Raw genomic sequence first — 21,057 nt, forward strand, 5'->3', positions numbered from 1 at the left:
CAAGGCGGCGCCCCGGTTCTTTACCGGTGCGCCGCCTCTCTCACCGCTGATGCGGCATGTACTAATCCTCGGTCGTGTGGTGCAGACGGCGGGCGACCTCTGCGATCGAACCCGACAGCGAGGGGTAGATGGTGAAGGTATCCGCCATCTCGTCCACGGTGATTTTGCGGTCCACCGCCAGGGTCAGCGGGTAGATCAGTTCGGAGGCGCGGGGACCAACGACCACCCCGCCGAGCACCGTGCCCGAATCCTTGCGCGAGAAGATCTTGATAAAACCGTCTTGAACCGACATCATCTTGGCCCGCGGGTTGGTGGGCAACGAAATCATTGCCGACTCCGCCTGTACCTTGCCCTCGGCGATGTCGGCCTCACTGATGCCCACATTAGCGATCTCGGGCGAGGTGAAGATGTTCGCGGCGACCTTGTGCACGCGCAAGGGACGCACGGTGTCACCGAGCATGTGGGCGACCGCGGTGCGGCCCTGTTTGGCGGCTACTGAAGCCAGCGGGAACACGCCGGTGCAGTCACCGGCTGCGTAGATGTTGTGCACCGAGGTACGCGAGACGCGGTCGACCTTGATGTGGCCGGAGTCTTGAACATGAACACCCGCGGCTTCCAGGCCGAGGTTTTCGGTATTGGGAATGGATCCCACAGCGATGAGCACGTGCGAACCCCTCACCTCGGTGCCGTCGGAGAGGCTCACGATTACGCCGTCGCCGCTGTCGGTGTAGCGGGCACCCTCGGCTCGCGAGCGCGCCATCACGGTGACCCCGCGGCGGGCGAAAACGCGTTCGAGGGTAGACGCGGCGTCCTCGTCTTCGCCGGGTAGCACGCGGTCGCGGGAGGAGATGAGGGTGACCTTCGATCCCAGGCCGTTGTAGGCGGAGGCGAATTCGGCACCGGTCACGCCGGAGCCGACCACGATGAGCTCTTCGGGGACTTCGTCGAGTTGGTAGAGCTGGGTCCAGTTCAAGATGCGCTTGCCGTCGGGAGCTGCGGTGGGCAATTCGCGCGGGTGGCAGCCGACGGCCAGCAGAATGTAGGTGGCGCTGATCTGCTGGGTCGCACCCGTTGAATCGGTGACTTCAACGGTGGTGTTGTCGATGAGACGACCGCGGCCTTCGATCACGGTCACCCCGGCGGATTCCAATCCGGTGCGGATGTCGCGAGACTGCTGTTTCACCAGGTTCCGCAGGCGCTCGTTGACGAGTTGGAAATCGACATTAATGGCGGTGTCTTCGTGGGGTTCACCGAGGGTGATGCCCAGCTGAGCGCCTTCGGTGATGCGCCCCATGAGATCCGCCGATGCGATCAGGGTCTTGGAAGGAACGACGTCGGTGAGCACGGCAGAACCGCCCACCCCGTGTTCTTCGATGAGGGTGACGTTGGCCCCGGTGTGCGCGGCGACCAGCGCCGCCTCGTAACCGCCCGGGCCGCCACCGATGACGACGATTTCTGGTGTCAAGGTCTCGTTATTCTCACTCACATCTTTCATTGTGACCGAGAAGATAGTGCCAGGCAAACCTTAAGCCGGTTTTCAGGTCACGCAGTTTCGGGGGTGTGCCCGAGTTGGTAAGTTGGTTACCGTGATGAATGAAATGCAACAGCGTGCCTCGCAGCGCGCCACCTCAGATCCCGAACACCCCGCTAACCTCTCGGCCCAACGTGCCGCGGCGGCCATCGCCGAAGCCACCGGCGTCGAACGCCACGATATCGCTCTGACGCTGGGTTCCGGTTGGGGTGAGGCGGCGAAGCTCATCGGCGAGACCACCCACGAGATCCCGGCCTCGAAGGTTCCCGGTTTTCACGCCTCGCAGGTTGCCGGTCACCCCGGCACCATCTCGTCGATCCGCACCGAGAGCGGCAAGCGTGCGCTCGTCATCGGCGCCCGCACCCACTACTACGAGGGCCGGGGTGTGGACGCCGTCGTCCACGGCGTACGAACCGCCGCCGCCTGCGGCGCCCAGACCATGATCCTCACCAACGGTTGCGGCGGGTTGAACCCCAAGTTCTCCGCCGGCATGCCCGTGTTGATCAGCGACCACATCAACGCCACCGCTACCTCCCCGCTGGCCGGGGCGCATTTCGTGGATTTGACCGACCTGTATTCGCCGCGCATCCGCGAGATCGCCCGCTCGATCGATGACTCCCTGTTGGAGGGCGTGTACTACCAGGCTCCGGGGCCGCACTATGAAACCCCGGCCGAGATCCGCATGATGTCTACCGTCGGCGCTGACCTGGTCGGCATGTCTACCGCGTTGGAGGCAATCGCAGCCCGCGCCGCCGGATTGGAGGTCTTCGGCATCTCGCTGGTGACTAACATGGCCGCCGGCATCCAAGAGACCGCGCTCAACCACGAAGAAGTGATCCAGGCAGGCAAGGACGCCGGCCCGCGCATTTCGCGACTGCTTGCAGACATCATCGCCGCACTCTAAGAAAGGCCAACACCATGGCAGATAACACCACCGCCCCGGTGGCAGATGAGGCCGCCAACGCTCACCTCATTGCCGAGGCCCAGCACTGGGTTTCCATCGACCCCGACGAGCGCACCCGCGCCGAACTGACGGAACTCATCGAGTCCGCCGAGGCCGGACAGGCCGAGGCCTTGACCGAGTTGACCGAGCGGTTCTCTGGGTTCCTTCAGTTCGGTACCGCAGGTCTCCGTGCCGAACTGGGAGCCGGCCCCATGCGCATGAACCGCGTGGTGGTTCGTCGGGCCGCTGCCGGTCTGGCCGACTACGCCGTGGCCCGCGCCGAGAAGGAGGGGTGGCGCGCCCCCACCGCGGTCGTCGGGTACGACGCCCGCTACAACTCGGATATCTTCGCCGAGGAGACCGCGGCGATCTTTGAGGCCGCCGGCATTCACACCCGCCTGATGCCGCGGGCGTTGCCCACACCCGTCCTGGCTTGGGCTACCCGCGAGTACAACGCCGAGATCGGTGTGATGGTCACCGCCAGCCACAACCCGCCCAACGACAACGGGTACAAGGTGTACCTGGGTGGTCAGGCCGTGGAGGAGTCCGCCGCCGGCGCGCAGATCGTGCCGCCCTTCGACACCGATATCGCCGCGGCGATCGCCGACGTCAAGGACGAAGAGATCCGCTTGGCAGAGTCCGGTTGGGAGATTCTCGACGTGGGCATCGCTGACCACTACATCGAACGCATCGGGCAGCTGAGCACACGCGAGGATCGCGACCTGCGCATCGTTTACACCGCGATGCACGGCGTGGGTGGTGCGACCATCACCTCGGTGCTGGCCAACGCCGGGTTCACCGATGTGACTCCGGTGGCCGAGCAGTTCGAACCCGACCCGGCCTTCCCCACCGTCTCTTTCCCCAACCCCGAGGAACCCCACGCCCTGGACCTGGCCTTTGCGCTGGCTAAGAAGACCGAGGCCGACCTCATCATCGCCAACGATCCCGACGCCGATCGCGCCGCCTTCGCCGTGTACGACCCGGCGGTCTCCGGCTGGCGTCAGCTGCGTGGGGACGAAATCGGGGTGCTACTCGGCCGGGCCATGATTGAGCGATTGGGCGAGATCCCCTCGGGTGCCAACGCCCCGGTCTTCGCCAACTCGGTGGTCTCCTCCCGTCAGCTGGGTGCGATCGCGGCCGCCGCCGGCATCGAGCACCGTGAAACCCTCACCGGTTTCAAGTGGATCGCTCGCATCGAGAATCTCGCCTACGGCTACGAAGAAGCCATCGGTTACTCGGTAGCACCCGAGGCAGTCAAGGATAAGGACGGCATCTCGGCGGGTCTGATGGTGGCCCTCTACGCCCAGCAGCTGAAGTCCGCCGGTTCCTCGCTGATTCAGGTGCTCGACGAGATCGCCTATGAGACCGGCGTGTACGCCACCGACCAGGTCTCCATCCGCGTGGAAGATCTCTCGCAGATCACCACCATGATGGCGACCCTGCGCGGTCAGGTCCCGGCGACCCTCGGCGGTTCGGTGGTCATCGAAGACTACGACCTCTCGCAGGGCACGCCCACGCTACCGCCGACCAACGGCATGCTGTACCTCACCGAAGACAACACCCGGGTGATCGTGCGGCCCTCCGGCACGGAGCCGAAACTCAAGTGCTACCTCGAGGTCGTCCGCGCCGTCCCCGAAGCCACCCCGCAGGCGCTCACCCAGGCGCGCGCCGAGGCGCAGCAGCAATTGAAACAGGTCGCCGCGGACGTCCGCACCGCCCTGGGTCTGTAACCACTACTTTTCAAGGAGAACTACCGTGACTGAACTGTCCAATCAAGAACTGGCCGCGATGATCGACCACACGATCCTGGCCCCCAACGCCTCCGAGGCGGACGTCCGCCGCCTGTGCGCCGAGGCCCGCGAGTACGGCTTCGCCTCCGTGTGCGCCAACCCGGTCTGGGCACCGGTGCTGGCCGAAGAGCTCTCCGGCTCCTCCGCCCTGGCCTGTGTGGTGGTGGGATTCCCCTTCGGCGCATCCGCCACCGAGGTCAAGGCCTTCGAGGCCAAGACCGCCGTGGCCGCCGGTGCACAGGAGGTCGACATGGTCATCAACATCGCCGCTGCCATCGCCGAAGACCGGGAAGCTCTCGTCCGCGATATCCGCGCGGTTGCCGAGGCCTGCCATGAGGGCGGCGCATCGCTGAAGGTCATCATCGAGACCTCCGAGCTCACCGACGAGCAGAAGGTGCTGGCCTGTGAGGCCGCCGTGGAGGCCGGTGCCGACTTCGTGAAGACCTCCACCGGGTACTCCTCCTCCGGTGCGACCGCCGCGGACATCGCGCTGATGCGCAAGACCGTGGGGCCGAACGTGGGCGTGAAGGCCTCCGGCGGCGTCCGCACCCGCGAACAGGCCTTGGAGATGATCGCCGCCGGCGCCAACCGCATCGGTGCGTCCAAGGGCATCGCGATCATCGGTGCCGGCGAGGCAGGCGAGGGCAGCTATTAGGCCGCATATTCGACGCCTGAGATAGGTTGACACACTGTGCATAAAGCCGGGCAACAACCTATACTGTGACTAAGTACCCATCACCACGTTCAGCCCCGCCCACAGCGAGGCGAGTATCGAAAGAGACGTTTATGGCAGACAAGAGCCTGCGAGCCGACAAGATCTCCGACGCCCGCGAGAGCACCCGCGTGCACACCACCGACGCCCGCGCTGAGCGTCGTGGTCACGACCGCCACACCGCCGGCGCGAACACCACCGGCGCAAACCAGGCCGTGACCGCACACACCAACGCCCAGGGTCAGGGTAACGACACCGACAAGCGTTCGAACATGGAGTCATTGGGTATGCAGCACGGCAACGACAACGTAGACGGCCCCACCTACTCGGGTTACGGCAAGACCGGTTCGTCGCTGGTGCTCTTCTTGATCACCTTCGCGCTCTTCGCCTTCGGCATTTACGCACTGGGTTGGTACCCCGGCGGTGGCTGGCTCGGTTGGGTCATCGCCCTGGTGTGCATGATCGTCCCCTGGTTCATCATCTTCCACCTGACCTCGTCGAAGACGAACCGAGCACCGCGTAAGACCAGCACCGAGCTCACCCAGCTCTAAACGGTCTCGCAAACGACACGACGGCGGCCCCTCGCGTTACTGCGAGGGGCCGCTTTTGTGTGTGCGGGTCATCATGTGCGGGCCACCCTGGTGGGCGGCCCGCCCGGTCGAAGGACGCCGCAGTCGGCTAGGCCTCGAAGATGGCGTGGATGAACTCGTTCGTCCAGTCCAGCATGGCCTGATCGGTCAGATCCTTGCCGCCCACACGCGTGGTTTTGGGGCGCGGCACCAAGATTTGCCACAGCTCCGTACCGGGAACCTGCTTGTGCAACGAGCCCGGATACATACGATTCAGGCGCATCAGTTTCGACTCCGGCAGATCCACCGGGTAGAAGCGCACCTTCGGCCCCATCGCCACGATCTCAGTCAGCCCCACCGCGCGGGCACGCAGGCGCAGGGCCGCCACCGAGAACAGGTTCTCGGTGGCCTCGGGCACCGCACCGTACCGGTCGGTCAGTTCCTCACGAGCCTCGGCCAGTTCCTGATCCGTGGTGGCCTGAGCGATCTGACGGTAAGCGGCCAAACGCAGGCGCTCCGAATCCACGTAATCGTGGGGCAGGTGCGCGTTGACCGGAAGGTCCACCTTCACATCGGCCGGTGCGCTGTCTTCCTCGTCGCCGCGGAAGTTCGCCACGGCCTCCCCCACCAGACGCAGGTAGAGGTCAAAGCCCACCCCGGCGATGTGACCGGACTGTTCGCCGCCGAGCAGGTTGCCCGCGCCGCGAATCTCCAGATCCTTCATCGCCAGCTGCATACCCGCACCCAGTTCATTGTGGGTAGCCACGGCCTTCAAACGTTCCAGGGCCACCTCACCGAGAATCTTGTCTGTGGGGTACAGGAAATAGGCGTAGGCGCGCTCACGGCCTCGCCCCACGCGTCCGCGGAGCTGGTGCAACTGCGAGAGACCGTAGTTCTGCGCCTGGTCCACGATGAGGGTGTTGGCGTTAGAGATATCCAGGCCGGTTTCCACGATGGTGGTACACACCAGAACGTCAAACTTGCGCTCCCAAAAATCGACGATGATCTGCTCGAGCCGGGACTCGCTCATCTTGCCGTGGGCGACCGCGATACGGGCCTCGGGGACCAGCTGCTGCAGTTCCGCCGCCACGCGCTCGATGGACGAGACGCGGTTATGCACGAAGAATACCTGACCCTCGCGCATGAGCTCGCGGCGAATGGCCGCCGAGATCTGCTTGTCGGTACGCGCACCCACGAAGGTAAGGACGGGGTGGCGCTCCTCGGGAGGCGTGGCCAGGGTCGAGGTTTCGCGGATGCCCGTCAGCGACATCTCCAGGGTGCGCGGAATCGGGGTCGCCGACATCGCCAGCACGTCCACGTTGGTGCGCATCGTCTTGAGCTTTTCTTTGTGTTCCACACCGAAACGCTGCTCTTCGTCGATGATCACCAGGCCCAGATCTTTGAAGTCGGTGGTCTGCGAGAGGATGCGGTGGGTGCCGATCACCACGTCCACCGAACCGTTCTTCATACCCTCCAGGGTTTCCAATGACTCCTTCTTGGTCTGGAAACGCGATAACACCGCCACGCGCACGGGGAATCCGGAGAAACGCTCCTTAAAGGTTTCGAAGTGCTGTTGGGCCAGCAGCGTGGTGGGCACCAGAACCGCAACTTGCTTGCCGTCTTGCACCGCCTTGAACGCCGCGCGTACGGCGATCTCGGTCTTGCCGTAACCGACGTCCCCGGAGATCAGCCGGTCCATGGGCACTTCGCGTTCCATGTCGGTCTTGACCTCGTTGATCGCGGCCAACTGGTCGGGGGTTTCGGTATAGGGGAAGGCCTCTTCCAGCTCGCGTTGCCAGGGGGTGTCGGGGCCGAACGCGTGGCCCTTCGAGGCCTGACGCGCCGAGTAGAGCTTGATGAGGTCCGCGGCGATCTCCTTGACCGCCTTGCGTGCCCGCGACTTGGTCTTCGCCCAGTCCGAACCACCCATCTTGGAGAGAACCGGGGCGTCACCGCCGACATAGTTGGAGACCTGGTCGAGCTGGTCGGTGGGCACAAAGAGGCGATCTTTGGCCCCGCCGCGCTTCGTGGCGGCGTATTCCAGTACCAGGTATTCCTTCATCGGTTTGGGCTGGCCCGGTTTGACCATGGCCCCGGCGATGGGACGCTGCACCAGCTCGACGAACTGGCCGATACCGTGCTGTTCGTGCACCACGTAGTCGCCGGTCTTCAACGACATCGGATCGACCGCGTTCTTGCGGCGTCGCGCCGGTAGCTTGGCTCCGCGTTGCGTGGCCGAGGCGTAGGTCGAGGAACGCCCCAGGATGTCGGCCTCGGTGAGGAACCCGATCTTGGCGGCCTCCATGATGAAACCCTTACCGGCGGACGCGCAGGTCAGCTCGACGATCGAGTGGTCGGGGGTATCGTCTAGGCTCTCGTTGCGCGCGGCGGGGATCTGTGCCTCGTGGAAGACCGTCAGCAGGCGCGACAACGGGCCGGGGCCGTCGGTGACGGCCACCATGTGCCACCCGTCGCGCACCTTCTTGCCGACCTCGTCCAGCAGTTCGGAGACGTTACCGGCGTAGGAATGTGGGGCGCGGGCCTCAAAAGTGAGGGTGTCCAGACCGTCATCGACCGCGTCGTCCACGCCGAAGCCACTCATGGCCCACCACCCCAGGTTGTTCTCCAGCGCCTGGTCGCGGGTGTCCGCTACGGTGCGGAAGGCCCCGGCGGCGAACCCGGCGTTCTGGCCGAGGTCGATGGGCGCGTTGGAGTTGTCGGCGGCAGATTCCCAGGCGGCCAACAGGAACTCTTCGTTGGTGGCCACCAGGTCTGCGGCGCGGGCGCGCACCTTTTCCGGTTCGATCACCACCGGCAGTGACCCCGCCGGCAGAACGCTAATCAGGGTTTGCATGTTCTCCACCAACAGCGGCGTCAGCGATTCCATGCCTTCGACGTAAATGCCGCCCGCGATCTTCTCGAGCATTCCCGCCGCTCCCGGGAAGTCCCGTTGCAGCTTCGCAGCCTTGGACATCACCGCCGGGGTGATCAGCAGTTCGCGACAGGGCGGGGCGATAAGCTCGGTGGGGTGTTCTCCCGAGGTGGTGCGCTGGTCTGCTACCGAAAAGTAGCGCATGTTTTCGATCTCGTCACCGAAGAATTCGATGCGCACCGGGTGATCGGCCACGGGTGAGAAGACATCGAGAATGCCACCGCGCACCGCGAATTCGCCGCGCTTAGAAACCAGATCCACGCGCGAGTAGGCCGCGTTCGCCAGGGCCTTGACGGTCTCGTCGAAGTCTCGCTCGGCCCCCACGGCCAGATGCACCGGTTCCATGGCGTCCAGGCCGGCGACGAAAGGCTGAATGACGGCTCGCACCGGCGCGACCACCACGCGCGGGGGACGCTGCGCCAGGCGTCGTAATACGGTCAACCGCTGCCCGACCGTGTCGGAGCGTGGCGAAAGACGCTCGTGCGGCAGGGTCTCCCACGCCGGGAAGAGCGCCACCTCTTCGGCGGGCAAGAACGAGGCCAGCGAGGCCACGATGTCTTCGGCCTCGCGCTCGGTGGCGGTGATCGCCAGCACGACGGGGGCCTCCGTGCCCGCGTGCCGACCCACCTGTTCGGCGATCTCCGCCAGCAACAGCGGCCGGGCGCCGTCCACTGCTGAGATCAGTAGCTCGGCGGAACGCTGCGCTACTGGCTGGGCGGCGGCTTTCGAGATCCGGGAGAAGCTGGGTTCGTCGTGCAGAAGTTGGGTCAGCCCTCGCAGGCTCATGGCGGCGCCTTTCGCGGTGTGGAGACAGAAATAGCCCCGCGACCGTATCGGCCGTGAGGTATGCGGCTTACATTGTCTCACGGACTCCCCCGCCCGCACCGGTCGTTTGCGTGCCTTTATGGTGACAACCGCTTACGACACGAGCAACCCGGCGTTGACTAGCCTTATTGATAACCGTCGCCCCCCACGGCGGATTCTCATCAATCATTCGCACCCCACCACTTGAAGCACCTTTAGAGAAGAGAAAATTCATGAATGCCTCCCGTTCACGGCGGTACGCCATTTCGTGCGCCGCTTTACTGGCCGGTCTGAGCCTGGGCCCGGTGGCCCCGGCAACCGCCGAACCCGTGCCCACCAAGACCGCCGTCAAGTACGACGGAAAGACCTCCGAAACCGCGGCCGCCTCGTGTTTCGAGATTAAGCAGAATGATCCCGAGGCACCCTCGGGTGCGTACTGGCTCTACACCCCGGCCATGAGCGCCCCCGCGCAGTTCTACTGCGACCAAGAGACCGATGGCGGTGGCTGGGTCATGATCGGACGCGGCCGTGAGGGTTGGACCGACACCTACGACGGCAAGGGCGACCCCGCTCAGCTGGCCACGAATCCCGATGGTACCGACGCGTTCAAGCCCGTGCAGTTGCCCTCGAAGACGGTAGACGCATTGCTCAACGGCCAGGCGCCTTCGCAGATGCAGGACGGTCTGCGCTTGCACCGCGCGCTCAACGCCGAGGGCACCCAATGGCAGGAGGCGACCGCCACCCGCGCCCAAATTCAGCATTGGTCGTGGGCGCTGTCGTCGTTTGCGAACTGGAAGAACATCTCGTATTTCTACGGCCCCGGTTCGGCATCAAACCGCACCTACGCCGCTTCGATGGACCGCATCGATCAGCACGGCAACACCAACTCGATCACCTTCGCCGGTCGCAAGGTGCAGAACTGGAACTTAGGCTTCGGTTACGGCGGCGATACCCGTTTGGGATCCACCGACCCGGGCTCATACATCTACTCGGCCTCGGCTGATGCCGGCTACCCCATCCCCTTCACCCAGGCGTTCTTGCGTCCGCGGGTGACCCAGGCCGATCTGGCTACCTCGCAGATCCCCGAATCCGGCGCGCCCGCTTCGGCCCGCCGCGCGTTGCCCAATAGCTACTCGCAAGCCATGCTCTGGCGCACCTCGCGAGAGACCGGTACCGGCAACGTGGGTGAGATGAACACCAACGTTCAGGCGATCACCGAGGTCAACGGCACCGTGTTCACCGGTGGCGACTTCAAAAACCTGGTCTCCGCCTCGGGTGAGGTCGTCGATCAGTCGTTCTTGGCCGGTTTCGATGTGCAGACCGGTCAGCTGGTGCGCGGATTCACCCCGAAGTTCAACGGTCAGATCAAGGCGCTGGCTCCCCTGCCCAACGGCAAGTTGGCCGTCGGCGGTGAGTTCACCGAGGTCAATGGCCAACCGGTGAGCAACCTGGTGATCCTCGACCCGGCTACCGGTGCCGTCGACACCACGTGGGACTGGCGCCTGGAGAACCGCAACACCGGCGGCGTGGTGTCGGTTTCTACGCTGGACGTGCAGGGCAACTATCTCTACGTGGGCGGCACCTTCACGCATGCCAAGGGCAACACCTCCACGGTGGCAGCCTACTCGAAGTACGCCACCCGCTTCCGCCTCGATAACGGCGGGGTGGACTGGAAGTGGCGCCCGATCTTCAACGGCTCGGTCAACGGCATCAACGCCTCGGCCGACGGCACCCAGGTGTTCGCGGCCGGTTACTTCTCCACCGTCAACAACGAACCGGCCTTCCGCTTGGCCTCGTTGAACACCGTGGACGCCGCCCGCACCGGGCAGTGGGATTGGAAGGAAAGCTACGACAAGGTCCGTAGCTCCTCCTACAACTACCAGTTCGATGTGCAGGACGTCGGTTCCGCGGTCTTCACCGGCGGCTCTGAGCACCTCATCGCCTCCTATGACAAGAACACCTTCGCCCGGAAGTCATCGTCGATTACCCGCAACGGCGGCGACTTCCAAGACCTGAGCTACTCCAACGGAGTGGTGTACGGCGCCTGCCACTGTGGTGACGGCATGTACCAGGGCGCCGAAACCTGGATGGGTGCCTGGGACGAAGCCTCCGACGTGCACCAGATTCGCCTGCTGGGCGCGTGGGATTCCGAGACCGGCGCCTATCTGCCCGAGTTCAACCCGCAGCTCAAGGGCTTCCGCGGGGACGGCATATGGGAGTCGTTCACCGATTCGACCGGCACGCTGTGGGTCGGCGGTGACATCGCCCAGTCGCTGGGTGCCTACGGCGTGCAGAATACCGTCGGTTTCGCCCGCTTCGCCCCGCGTGACGTGACCCCGGCGTCCGTACCGACCAACCTTCAGGTCACTACCGAGAACGGGCGCGACCGCTTGACCTGGACGGGCGTGGCCGAGGGCGGCACCACCTATCAGGTGCTACGCGACGATCGTGTGATCGCCACCGTGAAGGGAACCTCCTATGAGGTGGACCATCGCGACGGTGCACGCTACTTCGTGCGGAGCGAGGACGTCGCCGACAACTACTCGGCCTCGACCCCGGTAGCCACCGCTGCGGCCCCGGCACCGGCGGCTTAACGGAAGAGTTAACCTGCTCCAGAGGGCGGATCTGTCGAGAAATCTGACAGATCCGCCCTTTTGTGTCGTTCATTAGCAACAGGGCTTACTGATTTCACTTGAGGGGACAACGAACCAGCTTTTCACACCCCGGGCCCGCAAGACCCATCACGTGCCGGGTAGAAACCTTGAAATCACGCGAAATTGACTGCCCCACAAACCTCCTGACGGATATACGCCTATTGGCCCACACCCTGCTGTTCCAGTCAATGTGGGGATATATGTGACCACGTCAGACTCCATAGAATGACAGAGAAAACCAGGGGAATACCGTGGCGCGAGGTCGCAATCGTCGTCACGTTCATTCGCATCGCAAAACTTCAGTTATCACTGAGACAACTACATAGAGGTATTGATGAACCATTCCGTTCGCAAAAAATCGCACTCCTCATTCGTCGTCAGCTCCATCACCTCGGTGGCAGCGGCTACCCTTTTGCTAGCCGGTTGCGCCGCAGGCGACTCCAGCGACAACTCCTCCCAGCCCTCCGACGCCCCCTCGTCCGCGAGCGCCTCGGCGTCCTCCGCCGCGCCCTCGGCATCGGCTAAGCCCTCCGAAAAGAAGTCGGAGAAGCCCGCGGAGAAGAAGTCCGATCAACCGACCGAGTCTGCTGCAGCCGACGAGAAGAAGACCGAGGCCGCCGACGAGAAGCAGAAGGATCCTTCCGCCAATGCGAAGGACCCGGCTGCGGCCGAGGTGCCCGAGAACTATTCCGGCGCCAATGAGATTGCGAAAGCTCCGACCGTGCCCGTGGATCACGAGCAGGTCAAGCAGACCGGGTCGCTGTATAACGAGGTAGAAAACGCCTACGCCGCGGTGAAGACCGTACCCGTCGAGGGCACCGCGCCGAAAGATAAACAGGAATCGGAACCGGGCACCCCCGTCGATAACGGTGTGCCCGAGGTAGACACCCAGACCAAGGACAAGATCAACAAGGCCGCCACCGGCGCGGCCGCCGATGAGTTCCTCGCTCAGGCTCTCGAGTACGGCGTGAATGGATGGAGCCAGGAGGGCTCCTCGAAGATTGTCGGCGAACCCAAGTTGGCAGACACCACCTTCAACGGCAAGAAAGCCAAGATCATGCAGGTATGCGTGGACTCCTCGGCCGTGAAGGTCAAAGATTCCGCGGGCAACATCATGACGCCCGATCACGGCCCCAAGCGATCACTCAACATTTTCACCCTGGTGCAGGAAAACGGCACCTGGAAAATCGCTACCCACGACTTCCCCAACAACCCTGACTGCTAAGGAGCTTTTCTCATGAGCTACAAGACTCTCTCCCGTGGCGTATTGGCTTCCCTGGCAGCCTTGACCGTCACCGCTTCGATGTTGCCGGTGACCGGCGCGGTGGCCGCACCCCGCGTCGACGGCAAGTCCGCCGAGACCGCCGCGGCGTCCTGCTACGAAATCAAGCAGAACGACCCCAATTCGATCTCGGGCACCTACTGGCTGTTCACCCCGCAGATGCAGGCCCCCGCCCAGTTCTACTGCGACCAAGAGACCAACGGCGGCGGCTGGGTCATGATCGGCCGCGGCCGTGAAGGCTGGAGCGAAGATTACGCCGGACGCGGCAACCCTGCAGAGCTGCACAAGAACCCGGACGGCACCGACGCGTTCAGCCCCGTGCAGTTGGATTCCGCCACCGTCAACGAGCTGCTGGGCGGTCAGCGTGTGGATCAGCTCGCCGACGGTGTACGGTTCCGCCGTGCGGCCAACACGACAGGCACCGTCTGGCAGGATGCTTACGCCAAGCGTGCTCACACCGAGTCGTGGAGCTGGGCACTGCGTGCCACCGCGGATTGGAACGACGTACGCTTCGATAACCCGACCCAAATCGGCGCTGACTACTACGCCGGCAATACCACCGGCTTCATCGGTGACTGGGGTAGCCGCTACAACACCCTGATCTTCAACTCCGACCGCAATACCCAGTGGAAGAACGGCTTCAACTACGGCTACTACATCATGGGTAACACCAGCGCGGATTCCTACCTGTGGAGCGCCCAGGGCAACTACGCCCAGGCTTTCACCCAGGTCTTTGTGCGCCCGAAGTTGACCCAGGACAACGCAGGTTTCGCGGCGATCGGTGATAACGGTCTGGCCGCGGAGGCCAAGCGTCAGCTACCGAACTCTTACTCCGCTCCCATGCGCTGGCGAACCTCCACCGAGTCCGGTACCGGTGTCGAGTCTGAGATGAACACCCGCGTCCAGGCCATCTCGGAGGTCAACGGCACCGTCTTCACCGGTGGTGACTTCAAGAACGTGGTCTCGGCCTCTGGCGAGGTCGTCAACCAGGCATTCCTGGCCGGTTACGACGTCAAGACCGGCGAGTTGGTGCGCACCTTCACCCCGACCTTCAACGGTCAGGTCAAGGCCGTGGAGGGTCTCTCCAACGGCAAGCTGGCCGTCGGTGGTGAGTTCTCCACCGTCAACGGTGAACCGGCAGCCGGTTTTGTGGTCTTGGACCCGGTGACCGGTGAGATCGACCGCACCTTTGACTGGAAGATCGAGAACCGCCTGGTCTCCGGTACCCCGCAGGTCAAGTCCATCCAGGAGATCAACGGGTACCTTTACATCGGTGGTGCGTTTACCCACGTCAAGGGCAATACCTCTGCCACCTACACCTATGCTCGTTCCGCCGCGCGCTTCCGCATGGACAACGGTAGCGTCGACTGGAACTGGCGCCCGAACTTCAACGGCACCGTCAACGGCATCAACGCCGCCGAGGATCAGTCGGCTGTGTATGCTGCCGGTTACTTCTCCACCCTGGGTGGGGAACCCGCACGTAAGCTCGCCGAGATCGACCCGAACAACGGCACCCGCAAGCGTGCCTGGGACTGGAAGCTTTCCTACATCTCAACCACCAACCCCGACCGTGCAGGCTTCCAGTTCGATGTTCAGGACGCCGCGTCCACCGTGTTCACCGGTGGCGCCGAGCACCTGGTAGCCCAGTACAACAAGTCGGATCTCTCCCGCGCCAGCTCCTCGATCACCAAGTCCGGTGGCGACTTCCAGGATCTGTACCGCGATAAGACCAACGGCACCATCTTCGCCGGTTGCCACTGTGGTGACTGGATCTATGAGGGTAGCGAAACCTTCAACTCGCCCTGGTCTGAGTCGGACAACATCCACAGCATTCGCCTGTTGGCCGCGATCGATGACCAGACCGGTAAGGTCATCCCCGAGTTCGAGCCCAACATCAGCGGCCAAAAGGGTTACGGTGTCTGGGAGTCCTTCAAGGATTCTCAGGGCGTGCTCTGGGTCGGTGGCGACATCGTCCGCTCCCTGGGTAGCAACGGGGTTCAGAACACCGTGGGATTCGCCCGTTTCACTCCCGCTGACGTCACCCCCGCGGCCGCACCGCGCGACCTGAAGGTCACCTCCGACGGCACTCGGGACACCCTGACCTGGACCCCGGGCACCGCCGGTAAGACCGCCTTCGAGATTCTGCGCGACGACCGTGTCATCGCTACCGTTCCGGCAGGCACCACCACTTACTCGGTGGACCACACCGACGGTGCGCGGTACTTCGTCCGTAGCGTGGACAGCGCCGGTAACTACTCGGCGACCGCCCCGGTGGCAACCGCCGTCGTGGACCCGAACGCGCCGGCGCCGCAGGAACCGACCCCTGCTCCCAACGAACCCACTCCCGCGGAGCCGGCTCCAGCCGAACCCACTCCCGCTCCTACCCCCACGCCCGAACAGAAAGCTGCCGATAAGCAGGTCGTGGCCATGGGAGATCAGTGGAATTACATGAAGGATGCCTGGTACACCCCGCTGAACTGGATGCAACCCGATGTCACCGTTAGCGGCTGGCGTCAGGCCAACGCCGCGATCGGGTGGAACACCACGAACCTGACCACCAACATTTGGAAGAGCATCTCTTATCAGCCGATCTCGATGTACCTCCGCAAGGACGTCACGATCGACAACCCCGGTGACTACACCACCCTTGAGATCAAGGTTCGCTCCGATGACGGAAGCATCATCTACGTCAATGGTGAAGAAGTGAAGCGAGACAACCTGCCCTCCGGTACCGTCTACGCCTACACCCACGCCCTCCAGCCCAAATCTGATGCGGACGCCCAAGACAACCTTGTTACCGTTCAGATCCCGGCCGACAAACTTCGAACTGGCAAGAACACCATCGCGGTGTCTACTCACGCGTACAACAACTACAACGCACGCGCCAGCTTCGATCTTTCAGCAACGCTGAAAAACTAAAAACAACACACGTCACACCTCACCTCTAAGGAATAACCTCATGAGCGCATTCACAAAGCGCTGGAAGGGGTGCGTCGGGGTCACCTTGGCCCTAGCCACCACTTTCAGCACTTTGCCTGTGGCTTCCGCAGCGGAGCAACCCCTCACAGTAGACGGCAAAACCTCCGAAACGGCGGCTGCCTCCTGCTTTGAGATCAAGCAGAACAACCCCTCGGCCCCCTCTGGCTCCTACTGGCTCTACACCCCGGATATGGACGCCCCCGGCCAGTTCTACTGCGACCAAGAGACCGATGGTGGCGGCTGGGTCATGATCGGTCGCGGTCGTGAAGGCTGGACCGAGAACGATAACGGCGTGGGCGACCCAGCCGAGATCGCCACCAACCCCGACGGCACTGACGCCTTCAAGCCGGTGCAGCTGCCTTCGGCCACCGTGGACGCCCTTAACTACAACCAACCGCCCAAGGACCAGTACCAGGGGACCCGTATTCGCCGAGCCCTTGATAACGCCGGCACCGAGTGGCAGGAGTTCCGTGCCACTCGCGACCAGGTAGAGAACTGGAGTTGGGGCCTGTCGGCCTATGCCAACTGGTCGGACATCAAGTTCGACAACCCGCGTCTCTATTACGGTTTTGACCGCACCTGGGGTACGTCCAAAGACCGCATCATCGGGCTTAACCTCAACTACAACGCGATGTACTTCGTGCCTCGCAACGAGCAGAACCGTCAGCTTGGATTTGGGTATGGACCCTTCATTCGAGGTGAAGATAACGACACCTCTTATGTTTACTCGTACCAGCGCAACGGGTATGCCTTACCCTTCACCCAGATCTATCAGCGTCCCAAGGTCACCCAGGCTGACCTGAAGTGGCCCGAGGCGATCGGCGATCAGGGTACCGCACGCAAGGCACGCGTGCAGCTACCCAATAGCTACACCGAGCCCATGAAGTGGCGCACCTCGGAGCAGACTGGAACCGGCTCCAAGGGAGAGATGAACTCCTACGGCCAGGCCTTCGGTGAGGTCAACGGCACCGTGTTCGTCGGTGGCGACTACAAGTTTGTACAGTCGGCGGCCGGTGAGCAGGTGCAACAGCCCTTCTTGACCGGTTACGACGTGAACACCGGTGAGTTGGTGCGCACCTTCACCCCGCGCCTGAACGGCCAGGTGAAGTCGCTGGTCGGTTTGCCGAACGGCAAACTGGCCGTCGGTGGTGAATTCACCCAGGTCAACGGCGAACCCAACAACGGGTTCGTGGTGCTGGACCCCGTCACCGGTGAGATCGACCGCACCTTCAACTGGAAGGTAGAGAACCGCGGTAGCTCGGGAACCTCCTACGTGAAGGACATGCAGGTCAGCAACGGTTACCTGTACTTGGCCGGACGCTTCACCCACGTCACCGGTCACACCAGCGATGTGGCGGCCTTTGCCCGCAACGCAGCGCGTATCAAGCTTTCCAACGGTGGTGTGGACTGGCAGTGGCGACCGAACTTCAACGGCACCGTCAACGGGCTCAATGCCTCTGACGACGGCCAGAACGTCTTCGCTGCCGGTTACTTCTCGACCCTGGGTGGTGAAACTGCCTATAAGCTGGCCACGATCAACCCCGTCGATGGTAGCCGCCTGCGCGAGTGGACCTGGAAGCTCTCCTTCAACCTGATCGGTGATCAGACCGGCTTCCAGTTCGACGTTCAAGACTCCGGCGACACAGTTTTCACCGGCGGTTCGGAGCACATCATCGCTCAGTACTCTAAGGCGGATTACTCACGTCTGTCTTCGGCCATCACCAAGTCCGGTGGCGACTTCCAGGATCTCTCCCGTTCGCCTCAGAAGGACGTCATTTACGGCGCTTGCCACTGTGGTGACTGGATCTACGAAGGTTCTGACATGTGGCAGGACCCCTGGCCGAACTACACCAACGTCTACCAGATCAAGCTGATCGCCGCCTTCGACGCGGTGACCGGACGTGTCTTGGGTGAGTTCTCGCCCCAGATTTCGGGTGCCAGCGGTTACGGCATTTGGGACTCCTTCACCGACTCCAAGGGTGTGCTCTGGGTGGGTGGCGACATCAACACCTCGATGGGCGCCCGCGGTCCGCAGCGCACGGTGGGCTTCGCTCGCTTCGCCCCACGTGATGCTCAGCCGCCGGTAGCTCCCTCGGCTCTGCGTGTGGTCACCGACGGCACCACCGACCAGATGGACTGGGCTCCGGTGGCCGAGGCAGGCGTGAAGTATCAGGTCTTGCGCAATAACAAGGTCATCGCGACGGTCGATGAGCCCTCCTACTCCGTGGCTCATCAGGACGGTGCACGTTACTTCGTCCGCGCAGTGGACGCCGCCGGAAACCTCTCCGCCTCGACCCCGGTGGCCGTGGCGAGCCAGGGTCAGTTGACCGACCGTGAAGAAGCCTCCGGTGAGGTGCTCGCTTACGGCTCTACCTGGGATTACAAGCTGGGCACCGAGGCCTTCGGCGAGGATTGGAATGCCGTCCGCACCCTGGTGACCGGTTGGTCCTCCGGTAAGGCGGCTCTCGGTTGGGGCTCCGCTCCCCTGGCGACCACTCTGGAGAAGGCTACCGCCACCTCCTTTATCGCTCGCCATGATCTAGAGCTCTTCGGCATCAAAGGTCGCGACCTGAAGTTGACCACCTACGCCGATGACGGTTTGGTGATCTACGTCAACGGTCGCGAGGTCAAGCGCTCCAATATGCCCGAGGGCACGGTGACGCACACGACCTACGCAACCGCGGCTCCCAGCACCGCTACCGCTCAGTCCAAGCCGGTCGAGGTGACGGTTCCGGCCGAGTACCTGCGCGAGGGTAAGAACGTGATCGCGGTTTCGGTTCACTCGAACTACCGCAGCACTCCTTCGGTCAGCTTCGATCTCAAAGCTGAGATGGGTCAATAAAATCTGAAATAGTGAGAGATCTTCGGGCTGGGTAGTACAACGAGTACTACCCAGCCCGTCGCTTATCCAGCACACCCCGTCTAAATAGCCCACAAACCCCCGTTTTCCTAGTGCCACTAGGAAAACCCCACACACATTGCCCCACAATCGCCCCAGATAGGCTTATTTGTCCTACTCAAGAGCTGAATTCTAGGTAAAGTTTTCCAGGCAATGCCCCTGACTAACTGGGTCAGCTGGTAGGGGCTTGACCGATTGAACGACTCTCGGATTGCCACTCGCTCTACGCCTCATCGAATTTAGCCGCGATGAGATAGCTAACTGGATAGGTCTTAATTACTTGAGTTCGCACAGTACACATACACCCTCACGTCCTACCGGGTTCCGCGATACCCTCGCGGTGCTGGGCGCCGCCCAGAAACCCGGCCACGGCGTGCCCGCATACACCCGTTGGGTCAACCGCCGCATTGCCCGCTATTTCGCCGCCGCCGCTGTGAAGTTCGGTATTACCCCCAACGGCGTCACCGCTATCAGCTCGGCGCTGTCGCTGGTGGGCATCCTGCTCCTGATCTTCGCCGAACCCACCTTCTGGACCGCCCTGGGCGTGGCTGTATTCTTCGCGCTGGGTTACGCAATGGACTCGGCGGATGGCCAGGTAGCCCGTGTCACCGGCGCGTCCTCACCCGCCGGCGAGTGGCTGGACCACGTGGTGGACTCGATCCGCACCCCCGCCCAGCACCTCGCCGTTCTCGTGGGCTTTATTCGTTTCGAGGACCATTGGCCGGCTCATGGCTGGTCGCTGTGGTGGTTGCCCATGGCATTCACCGTGCTAGTCGTCGGGCATTTCATGAGCCAGATCCTGGCAGAGCAGTTGCGCACCCGCCGCAAGACGGCCGCACCCGCCACCGGCGGAACTATGCGTTCCTTTGTCAACCTGCACATGGACGCCGGTACCTTCTGCTGGATCTTCATCTTCTGGGGTTGGGGTCTCGGCTTCGTCGTCGTCTACGGCCTCCTCTTCCTGGCGCACCTGGCCACCACGATGGTGTCGATGCGTCGTAAGTTCATCACCCTCAACACTCCGCAGGAGGGCTAACCATGTCTCTTCCCACCGTTTCCGCGGTCATTGCGACTATCGGTAGCCGCCCCGAGTTGCTACGCACCGCCGTCCAATCGATCTTCGACCAGGACTACCCCGGCCCGATCGAGGTAGTCGTCGTCTTCGACCACGTGAACATCGACCCCCTGGACGACATGACCGTCCCCGCCAACCGCAGCCTGGTGACCGTCGTCAACCAGCGCGACCAGGGTCTGGCCGGAGGCCGCAACACCGGTATCACCACCGCCACCGGCAGCTACATCGGTTTCTGCGACGACGACGACTACTGGTTCCCGACTAAGGTCACTGCCCAGTTGACCCTCTGGGAGGAGCACCCCAAGGCCGTTGCGATTTCCTCCGGCATCACCGTTCGCTCGGGCGGGCAGGATATTGAACGTCAGGCTCCCGCCACCGCGTCGTTCGACGAGTTTTTGCTCTCGCGCATCACCGAGATCCACCCTTCGGCAATGCTTTTCCAGCGCGCCGACCTGTTAGAGGGCGGCCGTTTTGGGCCGGTCGATGAGGACCTGCCCTCCGCCTACGGTGAGGACTACGACCTACTCTTGCGCGCCACCCGTTTCGGCGATATCCACTGCGTGCCGGAACCGCAGATCCTGGTGCTGTGGGATCGCCCCTCGTTCTTTGCCGGCAAATGGCAGTCCATGGTGGACGGCCTGAGCTATATTCTGCGCAAGTTCCCCGAGTTCGAACGCGAACCTAAGGGGCTGGCCCGCATCGCCGGACAGATCGCCTTCGCACACGCCGCCCTGGGTAACCGCCGAGAGGCCCGCGACTTCGCGTTGGCTACTCTGCGCCGCGATCCTCGCCAGCTGCGCGGGTGGGCAGCGCTCACGGTGGCCTCCGGCGTGCTCAAGCCGCAGATGCTTTTGAATCTGGTCAATAAGACCGGACGCGGTCTCTAG

12 protein-coding genes are annotated in these 21,057 nt (G+C 63.2%); 10 read left to right on the forward strand and 2 right to left on the reverse strand.

Annotation, left to right across the window (positions count from 1 at the left end):
• Window positions 1–61 precede the first annotated feature (61 nt).
• A complete protein-coding gene (locus VVR12_RS09390; RefSeq protein ID WP_409349899.1) occupies window positions 62–1,495 on the reverse strand; it encodes an NAD(P)H-quinone dehydrogenase in 1,434 nt (477 codons plus the stop codon).
• A gap of 103 nt (window positions 1,496–1,598) precedes the next feature.
• Between VVR12_RS09390 and VVR12_RS09395 the strand changes: the two genes are divergently transcribed.
• The 4 genes from VVR12_RS09395 (at window position 1,599) to VVR12_RS09410 (ending at window position 5,527) form a co-directional block, all read left to right on the forward strand.
• Window positions 1,599–2,435: a purine-nucleoside phosphorylase gene (locus VVR12_RS09395; protein WP_368551153.1), complete on the forward strand. Its 837-nt coding sequence runs from the start codon at window positions 1,599–1,601 to the stop codon at window positions 2,433–2,435.
• A 14-nt stretch (window positions 2,436–2,449) separates the two neighbouring features.
• Window positions 2,450–4,204, forward strand: a complete 1,755-nt coding sequence (locus VVR12_RS09400; protein ID WP_368550980.1) for a phospho-sugar mutase — start codon at window positions 2,450–2,452, stop codon at window positions 4,202–4,204.
• A gap of 58 nt (window positions 4,205–4,262) precedes the next feature.
• Window positions 4,263–4,919 carry a deoxyribose-phosphate aldolase gene (deoC, locus tag VVR12_RS09405; RefSeq protein ID WP_368551154.1) on the forward strand — a complete coding sequence of 219 codons (657 nt, stop codon included), beginning with the start codon at window positions 4,263–4,265 and terminating at the stop codon, window positions 4,917–4,919.
• Between the two features lie 131 nt (window positions 4,920–5,050).
• Window positions 5,051–5,527 carry a hypothetical protein gene (locus VVR12_RS09410; RefSeq protein WP_368550981.1) on the forward strand — a complete coding sequence of 159 codons (477 nt, stop codon included), beginning with the start codon at window positions 5,051–5,053 and terminating at the stop codon, window positions 5,525–5,527.
• Window positions 5,528–5,654: 127 nt separating this feature from the next.
• Here VVR12_RS09410 and mfd read toward each other — a convergent pair whose 3' ends face one another.
• Window positions 5,655–9,263: a transcription-repair coupling factor gene (gene mfd / locus VVR12_RS09415; RefSeq protein ID WP_368550982.1), complete on the reverse strand. Its 3,609-nt coding sequence runs from the start codon at window positions 9,261–9,263 to the stop codon at window positions 5,655–5,657.
• 251 nt (window positions 9,264–9,514) lie between these two features.
• Here mfd and VVR12_RS09420 point away from each other — a divergent pair, with 251 nt between their 5' ends.
• The 6 genes from VVR12_RS09420 (at window position 9,515) to VVR12_RS09445 (ending at window position 21,057) form a co-directional block, all read left to right on the forward strand.
• Window positions 9,515–11,875, forward strand: coding sequence for a fibrinogen-like YCDxxxxGGGW domain-containing protein (locus VVR12_RS09420; RefSeq protein WP_368550983.1), 2,361 nt, complete (start codon window positions 9,515–9,517; stop codon window positions 11,873–11,875).
• A gap of 394 nt (window positions 11,876–12,269) precedes the next feature.
• A complete protein-coding gene (locus tag VVR12_RS09425) occupies window positions 12,270–13,160 on the forward strand; it encodes a hypothetical protein (protein ID WP_368550985.1) in 891 nt (296 codons plus the stop codon).
• Between the two features lie 12 nt (window positions 13,161–13,172).
• Window positions 13,173–16,136: a fibrinogen-like YCDxxxxGGGW domain-containing protein gene (locus VVR12_RS09430; protein WP_368550986.1), complete on the forward strand. Its 2,964-nt coding sequence runs from the start codon at window positions 13,173–13,175 to the stop codon at window positions 16,134–16,136.
• A gap of 40 nt (window positions 16,137–16,176) precedes the next feature.
• Window positions 16,177–19,038 carry a fibrinogen-like YCDxxxxGGGW domain-containing protein gene (locus tag VVR12_RS09435; protein ID WP_368550987.1) on the forward strand — a complete coding sequence of 954 codons (2,862 nt, stop codon included), beginning with the start codon at window positions 16,177–16,179 and terminating at the stop codon, window positions 19,036–19,038.
• Between the two features lie 337 nt (window positions 19,039–19,375).
• A complete protein-coding gene (locus VVR12_RS09440; protein ID WP_368550988.1) occupies window positions 19,376–20,131 on the forward strand; it encodes a CDP-alcohol phosphatidyltransferase family protein in 756 nt (251 codons plus the stop codon).
• Between the two features lie 2 nt (window positions 20,132–20,133).
• Window positions 20,134–21,057 (forward strand): glycosyltransferase family 2 protein, encoded by a 924-nt coding sequence (locus VVR12_RS09445; RefSeq protein WP_368550989.1) that lies wholly within the window; start codon window positions 20,134–20,136, stop codon window positions 21,055–21,057.

Source organism: Rothia sp. LK2588 (genome assembly GCF_040946465.1).
Lineage (GTDB): Bacteria > Actinomycetota > Actinomycetes > Actinomycetales > Micrococcaceae > Rothia.